Below are 17270 nucleotides of genomic sequence, written 5' to 3'. Positions count from 1 at the left end.
GGCCCCCAAGGCCGGTACAAGCTCCGGCCCGCCGGCACGGGTTCACCTCGGCTCCGCCCGGTCCTGGTCGGAGGCATCCACCGGGGTGCGGGGACGGGGCATCGAGAGAAGCGGGCCGAGGTCAAGCCGCTTGTCCATCTCCAGTCGGAAGGTGCCGTACGGGTTGATGTTGGACCAGAACAGCGCGGTGAGCCCGCGCCGGTCCTCGTCCGAGAGCTTCTTCGCCCAGGCCGGTTCGGCGAGGACCTGCTGAAGCAGCAGCGTGTTGACGTGCACGAGCGCGGACTGGAGCAAGTGCAGGGCGAGCATAGAAGTCTCGGCGTGTTCCTTGTCCGGGCCGGTAAGCGCACCGTCCTTGCCGTAGTGGAGCACGGTGTTCGCACTGTTCCAGTTCTCGACGACCTGGAGCCCGCCGTGGACCTCCCGGCGCAGGCCGGGAGCAGCGAGGTAGTCGCAGGCGAAGACCGTACGGACCGCGCGGCCGAGTTCTTCGAGCGCGGCGTACGTGGGGTGCTTGGGCCTGCCGCGGGTGAAGCGCCGCAGCGCCTGCTCCGCCTCCGCCGTTTCCAGTCGGAGCGCAGTGGCGTACTTGACCATCTGGTCGTACTGCTGCTCGATCAGGTCCCACTTGACGGCCCGGGTCAGTGAGGCGCCGAGCGCTGGCCAGCCGGGCGGGTCATCGTCCGGGCGGTACAGGCGGATGCTGCCGATGTTCTTCAGCCGAGGCAGCAGGCGGAAGTTGAGCAGCTCGGTGAAGGCGAACCCAACGACGCTCGCGCCGTGGGTGTCGACGTAGTTCGACTCGATCTCGGCGTCCGTGCAGTGCCGCAGCAGTCCCTCGATCATCGCCGCGACCTCGGACGACGAACAGGACTTCAGCTGCGAGTAGATGCAGACGTTCTTGCGCTCCACGTGCCAGTAGATCATCACGCCGTTGCCGCCGTAGCGTGCGTGGTACTCGGTCATGAAGTTGCTGGACCAGGACCCGAACTTCTTCGAGTCCGACGCACACGCATTGCCCTGGCCCCACCACGTGGTGTCGCGGGCGGCGAAGGTGGCGTTGACCAGCCGGGTGACGGCGGCGCGGAGGTTGTCGACGGTGATGAAGCGCCGCCGGATATGGCGCAGAGCGGCTTCGCTCTCGCCATGCTCACCGGTCGCGACGATCGAGCGGATGCCCATGTTGGTGCCCAGTGCGAATAGCGCGAGCAGCAGGCGGCGCTGGAGGGTGGCCCGGTCGATGCGCTCGTACGCGGCCACGGAGGTGAACTCGTCGGTGAAGCCGGAGAGGAAGTCGGCGTTCTTCAGCACGTCCAGGAGGTCGAGGACGCCCCATCGGCGTACGACCTCGTCCTTGAGCGCCTGGAGGCCGGTGGGCTCGTCCAGCTTCTCCAGCTTCGGCACGGTGATCCACGGGTCGCCGTGCCGCGTAGTCACCTTCACCCCGCCCGCCGAGCCGTCCGCGAGCGCCGCCGACAACCTGTCCAGACCCTTGGTCATCCGCTGCTTCAGCTTCGTGATGAACGCCTGCGGGTCCTGGGGCTGGCGGATAGCCGCGTAGTGCACGGTGCGGGCGGCCTCGAAGTCGCCCGGCAGGTCGTCCTCCGGGTTTCGCCAGCGCAAAGCCCCCTCGACATAGATCTCCCGGCGCCGGATCGCGTCCCGCAGCGCGACCAGGACACACAGCTCGTACGGGATGCGCTCGACCTTGCCCTTGTCGTCCACGACAGCCTCGCGCCAGTCCTTGCGTACGACGCCGTCTATCGGCACCGTGTCGCCGGCGTCATAGAAGCGGGTCTTGCCGTCGACCTCCGCGTACTTCTCCAGCAGCGTCATCGCGTCCATCACCGGCCGGTAAGCGGTGTTGTTGCACTTGAAGCCCAGCGTCCTCAGCAGCGGCGGCAGCATCTGCCGGTAGTACGAGCTGCAGGAGGACCGCAGGGTGGTGCGGACCCTGGCCTTGAAGACCTTCTCGTTCGCCTTCGCCTCCGCGACCAGGTCGCGCAGCGTCTTCTCCCCGACCACCGGGTACAGGGCCTCGCGTACCACCTCATCGGGCTTGCCGATCGCCGCGTCAGCGAGCTTGAAGAGGATGCCCTCCTTGCCCCGGACCTTCTTCAACTCCGCGGGGAGCTGCCTCTCCACCCGCCGCTCGGCACGCGCGTTGATCTTGTGGACCAGGGCAACCAGCAGCTCCACCAGAGCGTCAGTGATCTCCGCCTGACGAGAAGAGCACAGGGCCGAGAGCAGTGTGATCCGGGCGTCCTCGGCGGTGTCCCGGAAGTCCGAGGGGTACATCTTGATCGACCTCGACCGCCACGCGGCCAGCAGCTTCTCCGAGCAGTCCGCGAACAGCCCGTCGGGAAGCCCGAGTCTGCGTACGTCGTTCAGCTTGGTGATCTCCGTCAGCAGCGAGTCCAGGCCGACCGCGCCGGGATCACGCTTGAGCAAGGCCAGCAGGCCGGCACCGTCCTCGTTGTCCTCTGCGACCAGTGCAAGCAGCCGGGCCACGCCGACATCGCCCAGGCGCTCGATGGTCCGGGCGCAGAACACCTTCTCCCACCGGTTGCGGGCGGCGACCAGTACCTTCTCGATCCGGGTCCGGCCTGGCGGCTCGATCTTCCTCGCCCGGCACTCGACCAGCAGGGCCTCCCGCTGCCGGTCCTCCGCCAGCTCTACCGGGCACACCTCCACCGCCAGCCACGCGGTCAGCAGTTCCTCGTCGTCCAGCGTCGCAGGGCGGAACCGCAGGGCTTCCCGGATCTGCTTACGGTGCCGCTTCGCCCCCGCCAGGTCGTACTCCACAAGCGCAGTCGCAGGGACCTTCACCAGACCGGCGACGTACTCGACAGCGGGCTGCGGGAACTCCTCGATGAACTCCGGGAACCGGCCCTCCATTTCGTCGCCCCACCCTGGGATTTGCTCGTTCAGCCCAACGAGGCGCACGACGACGAGAAACGGGAGACCTGACCCACTGAAGCTACCGACGGGTTACTTGCTCCCTGGTGTCCGAGCTAGGACTACGGGGCCGACAAGGCCTGGTGAGGAACATGGGACCCTTCACCGGTCCGGACCGGTGAGAGTTATCCACAGGCTGGCCGCGATTCGGCGGAACCACGTAGCGTGTGCCGCATGAAGATCCTCATCAGCGCCGACATGGAGGGCGCCACCGGTGTCACCTGGCCGGCCGACGTGCTGCCGGGGACTCCCCAGTGGGAGCGGTGCCGGTCCATGTTCACCTCGGACGTCAACGCCGCCGTGCGGGGATTCTTCGACGGCGGCGCCGACGAGGTGCTCATCAACGAGGCCCACTGGACCATGCGCAACCTGCTCCTCGAGCAACTGGACGAGCGGGCCCAGATGCTCACCGGGCGGCACAAGCCCCTGTCCATGGTCGAGGGCGTGCAGCACGGCGACGTGGACGGCATCGCGTTCATCGGCTACCACGCCGGCGCCGGCATGGAGGGCGTCCTCGCGCACACCTTCCTCGCCAACTCCATCACCGGGGTGTGGATCGACGGCGTACGGGCCAGCGAGGGCCTGCTCAACGCGCATGTGGTCGCCGAGTACGGGGTGCCGGTGATCCTGGTGACCGGTGACGACGTCGCCTGCGAGGACGCGCTCGGTTACGCGCCCGAGGCGCTGAAGGTCGCCGTCAAGGACCATGTGTCCCGGTACGCGGCGGTGTGCCGCACCCCGGCCCGGACGGCCGCCGACATCCGCGCCGCGGCCGAGGAGGCGACCGCGCTGGCGGTGCGCCGGGAGCCGGTCGACGGCGGGCCGTTCACCGTCGCGGTGGAGTTCGACGCCGAGCACCTGGCGATGGCCGCCACCGTCGTGCCGGGCGTGACCCGCGCCGGCGAGCGGAAGGTGGCGTACACCAGCGGGACCATGTACGACGGAATCCGCACCTTCAAGGCGGTCACCACAATCGCCTCGGCCGCGGTGGAGGAGCAGTATGGCTGACGAGCGGGCCCTGGACGAGGTCGTGACGTTCACGTCCGACCTGATCCGGATCGACACGACCAACAGGGGCGGGGGCGACTGCCGGGAGCGGCCCGCCGCCGAGTACGCAGCCGCGCGGCTCGCCGAGGCCGGCCTGGAACCGGTGCTCCTCGAACGCACCCCGGGCCGCGCCAACGTCGTCGCCCGTCTGGAGGGCAGCGACCCGTCGGCCGACGCGCTGCTCGTCCACGGCCATCTGGACGTCGTCCCGGCCGAGGCCGCCGACTGGAGCGTGCACCCGTTCTCCGGAGAGGTCCGCGACGGGGTCGTCTGGGGCCGCGGCGCCGTCGACATGAAGAACATGGACGCGATGATCCTCGCCGTGGTGCGGGCCTGGGCACGGGAGGGCGTACGGCCCCGGCGGGACATCGTCATCGCGTTCACCGCCGATGAGGAGGCCAGCGCCGAGGACGGCTCCGGATTCCTCGCCGACCGGCACGCCCACCTCTTCGAGGGCTGCACCGAGGGCGTCAGCGAGTCGGGCGCGTTCACCTTCCACGACGGCGGAGGACGGCAGATCTACCCGATCGCGGCCGGCGAGCGCGGCACGGCCTGGATGAAGCTCACCGCGCGCGGCCGGGCCGGGCACGGCTCCAAGGTCAACCGGGAGAACGCGGTGACCCGTCTCGCCGCCGCCATCACCCGCATCGGCGAGCACCAGTGGCCGCTGCGGCTCACCCCGACCGTGCGGGCCGCGCTCACCGAACTCGCCGCCGTGTACGGCATCCAGACGGACCTGTCCGACGTGGACACGCTGCTGGACAAGCTCGGCACGGCCGCGAAGCTCGTCGAGGCCACCGTCCGCAACAGCGCCAACCCGACGATGCTGGAAGCCGGTTACAAGGTCAACGTGATCCCCGGGGAGGCCGTGGCGCACGTCGACGGCCGGTATCTGTCGGGTGCCGAGGACGAGTTCCGAGCGACCATGGACCGGCTCACCGGGCCGGACGTCGACTGGGAGTTCGAGCACCACGAGGTGGCGCTCCAGGCGCCGGTGGACTCGCCGACGTACGCCCGGATGCGGGCCGCCGTCGAGGAGTTCGCGCCCGGGGGGCACGTGGTGCCGTACTGCATGTCCGGCGGCACGGACGCCAAGCAGTTCTCCCGGCTGGGCATCACCGGCTACGGATTCGCGCCGCTGAAGCTGCCGGAGGGCTTCGACTACCAGGCCCTTTTCCACGGGGTCGACGAGCGCGTCCCGGTCGAGGCGCTGCACTTCGGTGTCCGGGTCCTCGACCGGTTCCTGCGGACGGCCTGAGCGAGTGGGGGAGACAGTGCGGACCCTGGCGTACGGCGAGTGGCCCTCGCCCATCGACGCGGCCACCGCCGCGGCCCACGACGGCAGCCCCGAGTTCACGGGCTTCGTCGGCGACGAGGTGTGGTGGACCGAGCCCCGGCCCACCGAGGCCGGCCGGCGCGGCCTGGTGCGCCGGCACGCAGACGGCACCGAGGAGTCCGTCCTGCCCGCTCCGTGGAACGTGCGGAGCCGGGTCATCGAGTACGGCGGCCGCCCCTGGGCCGGCACCGTGCGCGACGGTGTCCCGCTCGTGGTGTTCGCGAATTTCGCCGACCAGCGCCTCTACCGGTACGAGCCGGGCGGCGAGCCCCGCCCGCTGACCCCCGTGTCCCCGGTCGGGCAGGGGCTGCGCTGGGCCGAGCCGGTGCTGCTGCCGGAGCGCGGCGAGGTGTGGTGCGTCCTGGAGGAGTTCACCGGTGACGGCCCCAGCGACGTGCGCCGGGTCCTGGCCGCCGTACCGCTGGACGGTTCCGCCGCAGACGACCGGGACGCCGTGCGGGAACTGAGCGACGGGCGGCACCGGTTCGTCACCGGGCCGCGTCTCGCGCCGGACGGGCGGCGCGCCGCCTGGCTCGGCTGGGACCATCCGCGCATGCCGTGGGACGGCACCGAACTGCTCGTCGCCGACGTCGCCGTCGACGGCACCCTGCGGAACGCCCGTACGGTGGCCGGCGGACCCGAGGAGTCCGTCGCCCAGGTCGACTGGACCCCCGACGGACGGCTGCTGTACGCGAGCGACCGCACCGGCTGGTGGAACCTCTACCGGGACGGGGAGCCGGTCTGCCCGCGCGAGGAGGAGTTCGGCGGACCGCTGTGGAAGCTGGGCCTGCGCTGGTTCGCCCCGCTGGACAGCGGACTGATCGCCGTCCTGCACGGCCGGGGCGCACCCGCGCTCGGCATCCTCGACCCCGAGACCTGCGAGGTCGTCGACGCGGCCGGCTCGTGGAGCGAGTTCACGCCCACCCTCGCGGCACACGGCGAACGGGTCGTCGCCGTCGGCGCCGGACCGCGTGGCGGCCACGAGGTGGTGGAACTGGACACCAGGACGGGCCGGGCCCGTACGATCGGCGCCGCGCACGAGGACGCCGTGGACCCCGCCTACTACCCAGAGCCGCAGGTCCGCACCTTCACCGGACCCGACGGCCGGGAGATCCACGCCCAGGTCTACCCGCCGCACCACCCCGGACACGTCGGGCCCGCGGACGAGCGCCCCCCGTATGTGATCTGGGCGCACGGCGGACCCACCGGCCGGGCGCCGCTCGTGCTCGACCTGGAGATCGCCTACTTCACCTCGCGTGGCATCGGGGTCGCCGAGGTCAACTACGGCGGCTCCACCGGATACGGGCGGGAGTACCGCAACCGGCTGCGCGGGCAGTGGGGCGTGGTCGACGTCGAGGACTGCGCGGCCGTCGCGCTGGCCCTCGCCGACGAGGGCACCGCCGACCGCGACCGGCTCGCCGTCCGGGGCGGCAGCGCCGGCGGCTGGACCACCGCCGCCTCGCTCACCACGACCGACGTCTACGCCTGCGGCACCATCAGCTACCCGGTGCTCGACCTCACCGGCTGGGGCCCGGGGGAGACCCACGACTTCGAGTCCCAGTACCTGGAGAGCCTGATCGGCCCGCGCGCCGAGGTGCCCGAGCGGTACGCGCGGCGCTCGCCCGTCACGCACGCCGACCGGCTCACCGCGCCGTTCCTGATGCTCCAGGGACTGGACGACGTGATCTGCCCGCCCGCGCAGTGCGAGCGCTTCCTGGCCCGGCTGGCCGGCCGGGGTGTGCCGCACGCCTACCTCACCTTCGAGGGCGAGGGGCACGGCTTCCGGCGGGCGGAGACCATGGTGCGCGCCCTGGAGGCGGAACTGTCCCTGTACGCCCAGGTGTTCGGAATGAAACCGCCCGGCGTGCCGATCCTGGAGCTGGGCACATGAGCCGGGTCGAAGCACTGCGGCGGCCGGCCCGCCTCGCCCCCGGTGCCCGGGTGGCCGTGGTCGCGCCCAGCGGCCCGGTGCCCGAGGAGCGGCTCCAGGCCGGGCTCGACGTGCTGCACGGCTGGGACCTCGACCCTGTGGTGGGCCGCCATGTCCTGGACCGACACGGCGAGTTCGGCTACCTGGCGGGCGGCGACGCCGGCCGGGCCGCCGATCTGCAGTCCGCCTGGTGCGATCCGGCCGTCGACGCGGTGATCTGCGCCCGTGGCGGCTACGGCGTACAGCGCATGGTCGACCTGCTCGACTGGGAGGCGATGCGGGCCGCCGGGCCGAAGGTGTTCGTCGGGTTCAGCGACATCACCGCGCTGCACGAGGCGTTCGCGGTCCGGCTCGGCCTCGTCACCCTGCACGGGCCGATGGCCGCGGGTGTCGACTTCGTGAAGAGCGCGCGGGCGCAGGACCATCTCAAGGCGACCCTCCTCGCCCCCGAGACGGTCCGCACCCTGCGCTCCGACGGCACCGCGCTCGTCCCCGGGCGGGCGCGCGGGGTCACCCTCGGCGGCTGTCTCTCCCTGCTCGCCGCGGAGCTCGGCACCCCGCACGCCAGACCCTCCGCGCGCGGCGGACTGCTGTGCCTGGAGGACGTGGGGGAGGAGACCTACCGGCTCGACCGCTGCCTCACCCAGTTGCTGCGGGCCGGCCGGCTGGACGGGGTTTCGGGGCTGCTGCTCGGATCCTGGGCCCGGTGCGAGCCGTACGACGGGGTGCGGGCGCTGCTCGCCGACCGGCTCGGCGGCCTCGGGGTGCCGGTGGCGGAGCAGTTCGGATTCGGGCACTGCGCGGACGCGCTCACCGTCCCCTTCGGTGTCACGGCCGAACTCGACGCGGATGCGGGCACGCTGACCCTGGACGAACCGGCACTGAGCTGACCGCCCCCGCGTCGCGCGCGGGCCCGTCGTAGGGTGGCAGGGTGCCGCACACCGCTTCCCGCTACCTCGCCGAAGGCCGCCGCGTGGGGCTCCGTCACTTCACTCACGCGGACGGCGCCGAGTTCACCGCCCGCGCCCGGGAGAGCAAGGACCTCCACCACCCCTGGCTGTTCCCGCCGGACAGCCAGGGCGCGTACGCCGCGTACGCGGGCCGGCTGATCGCGGACCCCGCCAAGGCGGGGTTCCTGGTCTGCGAGAAGGAGGCGGACGGCGCCCTCGCCGGGTTCATCAACATCAACAACATCGTCGAGGGCGGCTTCCTGTGCGGTGCGCTGGGCTACGGCGCCTTCGCGCACGCGGCCGGACGCGGGCTGATGCGCGAGGGCCTGAACCTCGTGGTGCGGTACGCCTTCGGCCCGATGCGGTTGCACCGTCTGGAGATCAACGTACAGCCCGGCAACGCCGCATCCATCGCCCTCGCCCGTGCCTGCGGTTTCCGCCTGGAGGGCTTCTCGCCGAAGATGCTCTTCATCGACGGCGCCTGGCGCGACCACCAACGCTGGGCGGTCACCAGCGAGATGACGAAGGGTCGTTGACGCTCGGACCCCCGTGAGCACCGGCGCGCTCCTCACCGACACGATGGCGTCCGCCTTCGCCTGGACCTGACGCGTCAGGAGCGGCGGTCCGCGTACTCGTAGACCGCCCCGTCCGGGTGCCGTGCGATGAGGTTGCGGCCCACGGGTGTGGGGAGCGGGCCCGCGAGGATGTCGGCGCCCAGCTCCGCGAGCACCTGGCGGGTCTCCTCGACGTCCGTGACCGCGATGGTCGCGGCGACCTTGCGCAGCACGTCCAGTTCGGCCGCGGGACCGCTCATCAGCAGGAAGCAGCCGACCGCGGCGACCTGGACGCCGCCCCGCTCGAACCGGAGGGCCCTGCCGCCCGCCAGCCGCTCGTAGAAGGGGATGGCGGTCTCGATGTCGTCGACGCAGACACGCAGTGTGGCACCCAGAATCTCCATGGGAACGAGCCTAGTTGGGGCGGCCGTGGCCAGGTCCTCGGCGTGGACGATCTCCACACCCCGTGCCCGCGGGCGTTACGCGACCCCGGGCACGGGTACCCGGCGTCCATGCAGCGCTTGGAGCACTTGGAGCATCTGGACAAGCACCTGGTCGACGAGCTGGCACAGGTGGCCCGTGAAACCGTGCGCGACGAACTGCGCGAACAGGTGCGGGGACAGCGCCGCAGGGCCGCCCTGTACGCCGGTTCCGGCGCCGCCGCCCTGTACGCGGGTGCGGCCGTGTCGCTGGCCGTGGGCCTCGCACTCGCCCTGGTCCTGCCGGGCTGGGCCGCCGCACTGATCACGGCCGTGATCCTGGGCGCGCTGGCCTACGCCCTGCGCGCCGCGGCCCGGCCCGCGGCGTCCGGGACCGTTCCCGCGCAGGCCGCCGCGCCCGGCGGCCGGTCGGCCCCCGTTCCGCCGGTGCCGTCCGCACCGCCCACCGCCGGCGTCGTACCGCCGCGGCCGGACTCCGACCCCGACGCACCCCACCACCGGGCCTGACCTGCTGGAGGAAGCCGACGGCACAGCTCCTGTCGCGGGACCGCGAGGTCGTCGTGGTGACCGGGGCGAGCGGCGGCGTGGGCCGGGCGACGGCCCGCGCCCTCGCCGTGCGGGGCGAGGCCACCCGCTCAGGAAGCCGCCGACCGCCTGCGGACCGTAGGTCCAGCCGGTGCCGGTCGCTTCGCCCGCCGACGCCTCGACGATCACCACCCTCATGGGGTCCCGGACCGGCGTGGAGTCCGCCTCCGGGGCGTCGGCCGGGCCGGTGCGGCGCGGTTGCCCGGCCGGTCCGTCCTCCCTCCGGCTCAGCCGCTCTGCTGGAGCCGCGGCAGCACCTTGGTGCGGTAGAAGTCGAAGAAGCCGCGCAGGTCGGGGCCGATCTGGTTGACGTAGATCCGGTCGAAACCCGCGTCGGCGAACTGCCGGAGCTCGGCGACGTGCTCGTCCACGTCGTCGCCGCACACCCGGTTCTCCCGCACCATGTCCTCGGTGACCAGGGTCTGCGCCTGCTCGAAGTGCCTCGGCGACGGGAGCACCTGCCCCAGTTCGCCGGGCAGCAGCTCGTTCGCCCACAGCCGGTGCACGGTGCGCACGCACTCGTCACGGTCGGTGCCGTAACAGACCTTGGTGCCGCCGCTGACCGGCTTCCCGCCGCCCCCGCCCTTGCGGTACTGCTCCACCATCGGGGCGTCCGGCATCATCGTGATGTAGCCGTCGCCGACCCGGGCGGCGAGCTTGGTCGCCGCCGGGCCGAAGCCCGAGATGTCGATCGGGACGGGCTCGTCCGGCACGGTGTACAGGCGGGCGTTCTCCACCGTGTAGTGCGTGCCGTGGTGGTTGACCTCCTCGCCGGTGAACAGCCGGCGCATCACCTGGATCGACTCCTCCAGCATCTCGAGGCGTACGTGCGCGGGCGGCCAGGCGTTCCCGAGGATGTGCTCGTTCAGCGCCTCGCCGGTGCCCACGCCCAGCCGGAACTCCCCCGGGGACATCACCGCGCTCGTGGCCGCCGCCTGCGCCACCACCGCCGGGTGCGTCCGCACGGTGGGGCAGGTCACCGCCGTCCCCACCGGCAGCGACACCGCCTCGGACAGCGCGCCGACCACCGACCACACGAAGGGGCTCTGCCCCTGTTCGTCGTTCCACGGGTGGTAGTGGTCCGAGATCCACAGGGCCTGGAATCCGGCCTGCTCGGCCATCCGCGCCTGCTCGATCAGCTCGGCGGGACCGTACTGCTCGCACGAGAGGAAGTAGCCGTACTCGGGCATGGGGGTTGCCTCCGCGACATGGGCGGTTCGGGTCCCGGTCCGGGTACCCGGAGGGCCGGGCGGCAACCGGCGGACGTTTGGCGGCCCCGGTCAGGGGGACGCGGAAGTCTCCCGACGTCCGCGACAGCGCCGGAGGCGAACCGTGAGTCGACCCCGCACAGTGATCGTCGGTGCCGGCTTCGCCGGGTACCGGACCGCCCGGACACTCTCCGGGCTGGCCCGTGGCCGCGGCGAGATCGTCCTGCTCAATCCCACCGACTACTTCCTGTACCTGCCCCTGCTGCCCCAGGTCGCCGCCGGCATCCTGGAACCGCGCCGGGTCACCGTCTCCCTCTCCGGCACGCTGCCGCGCGTGAAGCTGGTGCTGGGGGAGTCCGACCGCATCGACCTCGACGCCCGGCAGGTCCACTACACCGGCCCCGAGGGCGAGGGCGGCACCCTCGACTACGACCGGCTGGTCCTCGCGGCCGGCAGTGTCAACAAGCTGCTGCCGATCCCCGGTGTCGCCGAGCACGCCCACGGCTTCCGCGGTCTGCCCGAGGCGCTGTACCTGCGCGACCACGTGACCCGGCAGGTGGAGCTGGCCGCCGCCACCGACGACCCCGAGCGGTGCGCCGCCCGCTGCACGTTCGTCGTGGTCGGCGCCGGCTACACCGGCACCGAAGTCGCCGCGCACGGGCAGCTGTTCACCGACGCGCAGGTCGCCAGGCACCCGATGCGGACCGGGATGCGGCCGCGCTGGCTGCTCCTCGACATCGCCGACCGGGTCCTGCCCGAGCTGGACGAACGGCTCTCCCGCACCGCCGACACCGTGCTGCGGGAACGGGGCGTGGACGTACGGATGGGCACCTCCGTGAAGGAGGCCACGCACGACGGAGTGCTGCTGACCGACGGGGAGTTCGTCGACACCCGCACCCTGGTGTGGTGCGTGGGCGTACGCCCCGACCCGCTCGCCGAGTCCCTCGGACTGCCCATGGAACGCGGCCGGCTGCTCGTCGACCCGCACCTGCGGGTGCCGGGCCGGCCGGAGGTGTTCGCCTGCGGGGACGCGGCCGCGGTGCCCGATCTGGAGAAGCCCGGCTCGTACACCCCGATGACCGCGCAGCACGCCTGGCGGCAGGGGAAGGTGTGCGCGCACAACGTCGCCGCGTCGTTCGGCGACGGCGAGCGGCGCGCCTACCGGCACAAGGACATGGGGTTCGTGGTGGACCTGGGCGGCGTCAAGGCCGCCGCCAACCCGCTCGGCGTGAACCTGTCCGGGGTGGCCGCGGGCGCGGTCGCCCGCGGCTACCACCTCGCCGCGATGCCGGGCAACCGGGTCCGGGTGGCCGCCGACTGGCTCCTCGACGCCGTACTGCCGCGCCAGGCGGTTCAGTTGGGGCTCGTACGGTCCTGGTCGGTGCCGCTGGACACGGCGTCGCCGGAGCTGGCGCGGGTGCCGGGCAGGCCGGGGCGGGGACGGTCGTCCGGGGACGGGACACAGCCGCCGGCGGCTGCCCGGGCGGGCTCGGAGCCGGAGAGGAACCGGGCGGGTGGAGGACCTGCCGAGGACCGACCGGGTGGCGAACCGGCGAGGAACCGACCGGGTGGTGAGCCCGCCGCGGGCCGTCCCGGTGGTGGGCCCGCGAAAGGCCGTCCCGGTGGTGAACCGGCGAAGAACCGACCCGCCGTCGCCCCGCCCCCCGATCAGCCGCCGCCCGGTCCCGACGTCGCGCCCGGCCCCGTCAAGCGCACTGACCGTTTTACCGAAGGAGACTCATGAACACCGGTGAACTCGTCGAGCTCGGCCAGCAGTTGCGGGTGGACAGTGTCCGCGCCGCGGCCGCCGCGGGCTCCGGGCACCCCACGTCGTCGATGTCCGCGGCGGACCTGATGGCGGTGCTGTTCGCCCGCCACCTCCGCTACGACTTCGAGCGTCCCGACCACCCGGGCAACGACCGCTTCGTCCTCTCCAAGGGCCACGCCTCGCCCCTGATGTACGCCACCTACAAGGCGACCGGTGCCATCGACGACGAGGAACTGCTCACCTTCCGCAAGGACGGCAGCCGCCTCGAAGGCCACCCCACCCCCCGTCGGCTGCCCTGGGTCGAGACGGCCACCGGTTCTCTCGGCCAGGGCCTCCCCGTCGGCGTCGGCATCGCCCTGGCCGGCAAGCGGCCGGCCCACGCCGACCACCGCGTGTGGGTGCTGTGCGGCGACAGCGAACTGGCCGAGGGCTCGGTCTGGGAGGCCGCCGAGCACGCCGCGTACGAAAACCTGGACAACCTCACGCTGATCGTGGACGTCAACCGGCTCGGGCAGCGCGGTCCCACCCGGCACGGCCACGACCTGGACGCCTACGCCCGCCGCTTCCAGGCCTTCGGCTGGCACACCGTCGAAGTGGACGGCCACGACGTGGACGCCGTCGACCGCGCCTACGGGGAGGCCCTGTCCACCAAGGGCCAGCCCACCGCGGTCCTCGCCCGCACCCTCAAGGGCAAGGGCGTCGAGGCGGTCCAGGACCGCGAGGGCCTGCACGGCAAGCCGCTGCCCGAGGCCGAGGAGGCCATCGCCGAGCTCGGCGGCCCCCGGGACCTGCGCATCAGGGTGGAGCGCCCGCCCGCCGACGGAGCACCGCCCGCCGGACACACCGGCCGCCTCGAACTGCCCCGCTGGGACAAGGGCGAGGAGGTGGCCACCCGGAACGCCTTCGGTGAGGCCCTGACCGCCCTCGGCACCGCGCGCGGCGACGTCGTCGTCCTCGACGGGGAGGTCGGCGACTCCACCCGTGCGGAGGCCTTCGCCAAGGAGCACCCCGAGCGGTACTTCGAGTGCTACATCGCCGAGCAGCAGATGGTCGCCGCGGCGGTCGGCATGGCGACACGCGGACGGGTGCCGTACGCCGCCACCTTCGCGGCCTTCCTCACCCGCGCCCACGACTTCATCCGCATGGCGTCGATCAGCGGCTCCGGGATCAACCTCGTCGGCTCGCACGCGGGCGTCGCCATCGGCCAGGACGGTCCCAGCCAGATGGGCCTGGAGGACCTGGCGATGATGCGGGCGGTGCACGGCTCGACCGTGCTGTACCCGTGCGACGCCAACCAGACCGCGCGGCTGGTCGCCGCGACGGCCGGCCTGGACGGCATCCGCTATCTGCGCACCTCGCGCGGTGCGGGCCCGGTGATCTACGGCCCCGACGAGGAGTTCCCCGTCGGCGGCAGCAAGGTGCTGCGCTCCTCCGACCGCGACCGGCTCACCCTCGTCGCCGCGGGCGTCACCGTGCCCGAGGCGCTGGCCGCCGCGGAGGCTCTGGAGGGGGAGGGCATCGACGTACGGGTGATCGACCTGTACTCGGTGAAGCCGGTCGACCGGGAGACGTTGCGCACGGCCGCCGAGGAGACCGGCTGCCTGATGACGGTGGAGGACCACCACCCGGAGGGCGGCCTCGGGGACGCGGTCGCGGAGGCCTTCGCCGACGGGCGTCCCGTACCGCGCCTGGTGCGGCTGGCCGTGCGCAACATGCCGGGTTCGGCCTCCCCGGAGGAGCAGCTGCACGCCGCCGGGATCGACGCCGAGTCGATCGCGGCGGCCGGCCGGCTGCTGGTGGGGGAGGCGATCGTGTCGTGAGCGACGACGGGTCGCGCACCGTACGGGCCGGCCGTCGCCCGGTGGAGATCCACCGGCCGGGGAAGGTGCTCTTCCCCGGCGGCGGGGACGCCGGGGAGTACACCAAGGGCGACCTCGTCGACTACCACCGGGCCGTCGCCCCGTTCATGCTGCCGCACCTGCGGGGCCGCCCGCTGATGCTGGACCGGCGCCCGGACGGCATCGACGGCCCCACGTTCATGCAGAAGAACACCCCGGACGGCTACCCGGACTGGATCACCCGCGCGGAGGTCGCCAAGGAGGGCGGCACCGTCACGCACACCGTGTGCGACGACACCGCGACCCTCCTCTACCTCGTCGACCAGGCGAGCATCACCCTGCACCGCTGGCTGTCCCGCACCGCCCGGATCGACCGGCCGGACCGGCTGGTCTTCGACCTCGACCCGTCGGGCGACGACTTCGAGACGGTGCGGGAGGCCGCGCGGCTGCTGGGGGAGCTGCTGGACGAGCTGGACCTGCCCTCGGCGCTGATGACCACCGGCTCCCGGGGCCTGCACGTGATCGTGCCGCTGACCGGTGACCACGACTTCGACGACGTACGCGCCTTCGCCCGCGAGGCCGCCGACACCCTCGCCGCCGCCCACCCCGACCGGCTCACCACCGCCGCCCGCAAGAAGGACCGCGGCGACCGGCTCTACCTCGACGTGCAGCGCAACGCCTACGCGCAGACCGCCGTCGCGCCCTACACGGTCCGGGCCCTGCCCGGCGCCCCCGTCGCCCTGCCCGTCTCCTGGGACCAGCTGGACGATCCGGACCTGCACGCCCGTCGCTGGACCGTCGCCGACGCCCTCGATCAGGTCCGCGCCGACCCGTGGGCGGCCCTGCCGCGCCGGGGACGCGCCCTGGGCCCCGCCCGCCGCCGGCTGGCCGCACTGCGGGACTGAACGGTGCAGGCACCCCTCCGACCGGGCCCGATGCCCGGCCGTGGCAACCGGGTGAGCACACGGAGGTTTGGCGAACACACTTGCGGCCACACGAAGGGGGAGGTGGCCATGTCGAACACGAAGAACACCGAAGAGTCACAGGGTTCACAGGAAACCCAGGATTCGCAGGAATCCCACAACCCGAAGGACAACAACAGAACCACCAAACGGCCGAGCCCGATGGAGGTGCTGCGCCAGGCACGCGGCCAGCTCGCGGAGCTCACCGGGATGGAAGCCGAGTCCGTGTCGTCCTTCGAGCAGACGGAGGAGGGCTGGGCGCTGGAGGTCGAGGTCCTCGAACTCGAGCGGGTGCCCGACACGATGAGCCTGATGGCGAGTTACCAGGTCGAGCTGGACCCCGACGGTCAGCTCACCGGGTACCGGCGGGTCCGCCGCTACGAGCGCGGGCGGGCCGACGCACACAGGCCGGGCGGCCGGTAGGCCGCCCGACCGGACCCACGCTCACAGACACCCACACTCACAGACAAGGAGGGACAGCCGGCATGACAGTAGTACCGGCACAGCAGACCGGCGGTGGAGGCGGCAGCAGCGGCCTCTACGACGTGCTTGAGCTTGTTCTGGACAGGGGGCTCGTCATCGACGCCTTCGTGCGCGTGTCCCTGGTCGGCATCGAGATCCTCAAGATCGACGTACGTGTCGTCGTCGCCAGCGTCGACACCTATCTCCGCTTCGCCGAGGCGTGCAACCGCCTCGACCTGGAGGCCGGGCCCCGCAAGAGCCCGGGCCTGCCCGAGATCGTCGGGGAGGTCACCGAGTCCGGCGCCCGCGGCAAGTCCAAGGGAGCGCTGTCCGGCGCCGCCGAGACCATCTCCGACGCCTTCAAGCAGACGCGTGAGGGTGACTCCGAGCGCGAGACCGAGTCGCGTCCGCGGGCCCGCAGGAGCAGCTCGGCCCGCCGGAAGGAGGAGCAGGAGTGAGCACGTACATCTACGGCATCACGGCTACGTCGCACCCGGGCCTCCCCGAGGGCGTGGGCGGCGTCGGCGACCCCTCGCTGCCGGTGCGCGTCCTGCGCCAGGGCGAACTGGCGGCCCTGGTCAGTGACGCCCCCGAGGGCCTGCGCCCCAAGCGCAGGGAGCTGCTCGCCCACCAGAACGTGCTCAGCGAGGCCGGCGCGGCCGGCTGTGTGCTGCCCATGCGCTTCGGCAGCGTCGCCCCGGACGACGACGCAGTCACCGGCGTCCTCGCCGAGCGCGCCGAGCACTACGGGGAGCGGCTGCGGGCCCTGGACGGCCGGGTCGAGTACAACATCAAGGCCAACCACGTCGAGGACGCGGTCCTGCACCACGTGATGGCCGGCAACCCGGAGATCCGCGCCCTCGCGGAGGCCAACCGGCAGTCCGGCGGCGGCAGTTACGAGCAGAAGATCCAACTCGGCGAGATGGTCGCCGCCGCGGTCAAGGGCAAGGAGGCCGAGGACGCCACCGCGCTGGAGAGCGCCCTGGAACCGGTCGCCGACGCGGTGAGCGTGGGTCCCGAGTCCACGGGCTGGCTCGCCAACGTGTCGTACCTGGTGAAGCGGGATACGGCGGCGGAGTTCCTGGAAGCGGTGGAACAGGCCCGCAAGGACCTGCCCCACCTCGAAGTGCGTCTGAACGGCCCGCTGCCGCCGTACAGCTTCGTCGAGCCCGGCCCGGCCGAGCCGGCGGGTACCGCGGCCGGCGGAGCGGACGCCGGAGCGGGGTGACGAC

At 72.4% G+C, this 17270-nt stretch carries 15 protein-coding genes; 12 read left to right on the top strand and 3 right to left on the bottom strand.

Annotated features, from left to right (window positions below):
• Nucleotides 1-42: 42 nt before the first annotated feature.
• Nucleotides 43-2898 carry a Tn3 family transposase gene (locus ACH4VX_RS29690; protein ID WP_398371655.1) on the bottom strand — a complete coding sequence of 952 codons (2856 nt, stop codon included), beginning with the start codon at nucleotides 2896-2898 and terminating at the stop codon, nucleotides 43-45.
• A gap of 234 nt (nucleotides 2899-3132) precedes the next feature.
• On the opposite strand from ACH4VX_RS29690, the gene ACH4VX_RS29685 reads away from it, so the two are divergent.
• Genes ACH4VX_RS29685 through ACH4VX_RS29665 form a run of 5 tightly spaced genes read left to right on the top strand, consistent with a single transcriptional unit; the run spans nucleotide 3133 to nucleotide 8757 of the window.
• On the top strand, nucleotides 3133-3966 hold the full coding sequence (locus ACH4VX_RS29685; RefSeq protein ID WP_398371653.1) for a M55 family metallopeptidase: 834 nt from the start codon (nucleotides 3133-3135) through the stop codon (nucleotides 3964-3966).
• Nucleotides 3959-5263, top strand: coding sequence for a M20/M25/M40 family metallo-hydrolase (locus ACH4VX_RS29680; RefSeq protein ID WP_398371651.1), 1305 nt, complete (start codon nucleotides 3959-3961; stop codon nucleotides 5261-5263). Before ACH4VX_RS29685 ends, ACH4VX_RS29680 begins: the two co-directional genes overlap by 8 nt.
• A gap of 4 nt (nucleotides 5264-5267) precedes the next feature.
• A complete protein-coding gene (locus ACH4VX_RS29675; RefSeq protein ID WP_398371649.1) occupies nucleotides 5268-7232 on the top strand; it encodes a prolyl oligopeptidase family serine peptidase in 1965 nt (654 codons plus the stop codon).
• Nucleotides 7229-8161, top strand: a complete 933-nt coding sequence (locus ACH4VX_RS29670) for an LD-carboxypeptidase (protein ID WP_398371648.1) — start codon at nucleotides 7229-7231, stop codon at nucleotides 8159-8161. Before ACH4VX_RS29675 ends, ACH4VX_RS29670 begins: the two co-directional genes overlap by 4 nt.
• A gap of 41 nt (nucleotides 8162-8202) precedes the next feature.
• Nucleotides 8203-8757 carry a GNAT family N-acetyltransferase gene (locus ACH4VX_RS29665; protein ID WP_398371646.1) on the top strand — a complete coding sequence of 185 codons (555 nt, stop codon included), beginning with the start codon at nucleotides 8203-8205 and terminating at the stop codon, nucleotides 8755-8757.
• A 74-nt stretch (nucleotides 8758-8831) separates the two neighbouring features.
• Here ACH4VX_RS29665 and ACH4VX_RS29660 read toward each other — a convergent pair whose 3' ends face one another.
• Entirely contained in the window at nucleotides 8832-9179 is a 348-nt protein-coding gene (locus ACH4VX_RS29660) for a VOC family protein (protein WP_398371644.1), read from the bottom strand.
• A 108-nt stretch (nucleotides 9180-9287) separates the two neighbouring features.
• Between ACH4VX_RS29660 and ACH4VX_RS29655 the strand changes: the two genes are divergently transcribed.
• Nucleotides 9288-9722 (top strand): phage holin family protein, encoded by a 435-nt coding sequence (locus tag ACH4VX_RS29655; RefSeq protein ID WP_398371643.1) that lies wholly within the window; start codon nucleotides 9288-9290, stop codon nucleotides 9720-9722.
• A 305-nt stretch (nucleotides 9723-10027) separates the two neighbouring features.
• Here the strand turns inward: ACH4VX_RS29655 and ACH4VX_RS29650 are convergent, their stop codons facing one another.
• The gene (locus ACH4VX_RS29650; protein ID WP_398371641.1) at nucleotides 10028-10990 is read right to left on the bottom strand and encodes an LLM class F420-dependent oxidoreductase; all 963 of its coding nucleotides are present in this window, start codon (nucleotides 10988-10990) and stop codon (nucleotides 10028-10030) included.
• Nucleotides 10991-11132: 142 nt separating this feature from the next.
• Between ACH4VX_RS29650 and ACH4VX_RS29645 the strand changes: the two genes are divergently transcribed.
• The 6 genes from ACH4VX_RS29645 (at nucleotide 11133) to ACH4VX_RS29620 (ending at nucleotide 17266) form a co-directional block, all read left to right on the top strand.
• Complete coding sequence (locus ACH4VX_RS29645; protein ID WP_398371639.1) at nucleotides 11133-12752, top strand: FAD-dependent oxidoreductase; 1620 nt, start codon at nucleotides 11133-11135, stop codon at nucleotides 12750-12752.
• Entirely contained in the window at nucleotides 12749-14596 is a 1848-nt protein-coding gene (locus tag ACH4VX_RS29640) for a transketolase (RefSeq protein WP_398371637.1), read from the top strand. The genes ACH4VX_RS29645 and ACH4VX_RS29640 overlap by 4 nt, the downstream gene beginning before the upstream one ends.
• Nucleotides 14593-15519, top strand: a complete 927-nt coding sequence (ligD, locus tag ACH4VX_RS29635) for a non-homologous end-joining DNA ligase (RefSeq protein WP_398371636.1) — start codon at nucleotides 14593-14595, stop codon at nucleotides 15517-15519. The genes ACH4VX_RS29640 and ligD overlap by 4 nt, the downstream gene beginning before the upstream one ends.
• A gap of 108 nt (nucleotides 15520-15627) precedes the next feature.
• Nucleotides 15628-15999 carry a gas vesicle protein gene (locus ACH4VX_RS29630; RefSeq protein ID WP_398371634.1) on the top strand — a complete coding sequence of 124 codons (372 nt, stop codon included), beginning with the start codon at nucleotides 15628-15630 and terminating at the stop codon, nucleotides 15997-15999.
• 62 nt (nucleotides 16000-16061) lie between these two features.
• A complete protein-coding gene (locus ACH4VX_RS29625) occupies nucleotides 16062-16496 on the top strand; it encodes a gas vesicle structural protein GvpA (protein WP_398371632.1) in 435 nt (144 codons plus the stop codon).
• Nucleotides 16493-17266, top strand: a complete 774-nt coding sequence (locus ACH4VX_RS29620; RefSeq protein WP_398371630.1) for a GvpL/GvpF family gas vesicle protein — start codon at nucleotides 16493-16495, stop codon at nucleotides 17264-17266. Before ACH4VX_RS29625 ends, ACH4VX_RS29620 begins: the two co-directional genes overlap by 4 nt.
• Nucleotides 17267-17270: the final 4 nt, after the last annotated feature.

This window comes from Streptomyces sp. NPDC020731 (genome assembly GCF_044334705.1).
Lineage (GTDB): Bacteria > Actinomycetota > Actinomycetes > Streptomycetales > Streptomycetaceae > Streptomyces.
The sequence above is the reverse complement of the archived record's forward strand: the minus strand, read 5'-3'. Positions and strand labels throughout refer to the sequence as shown.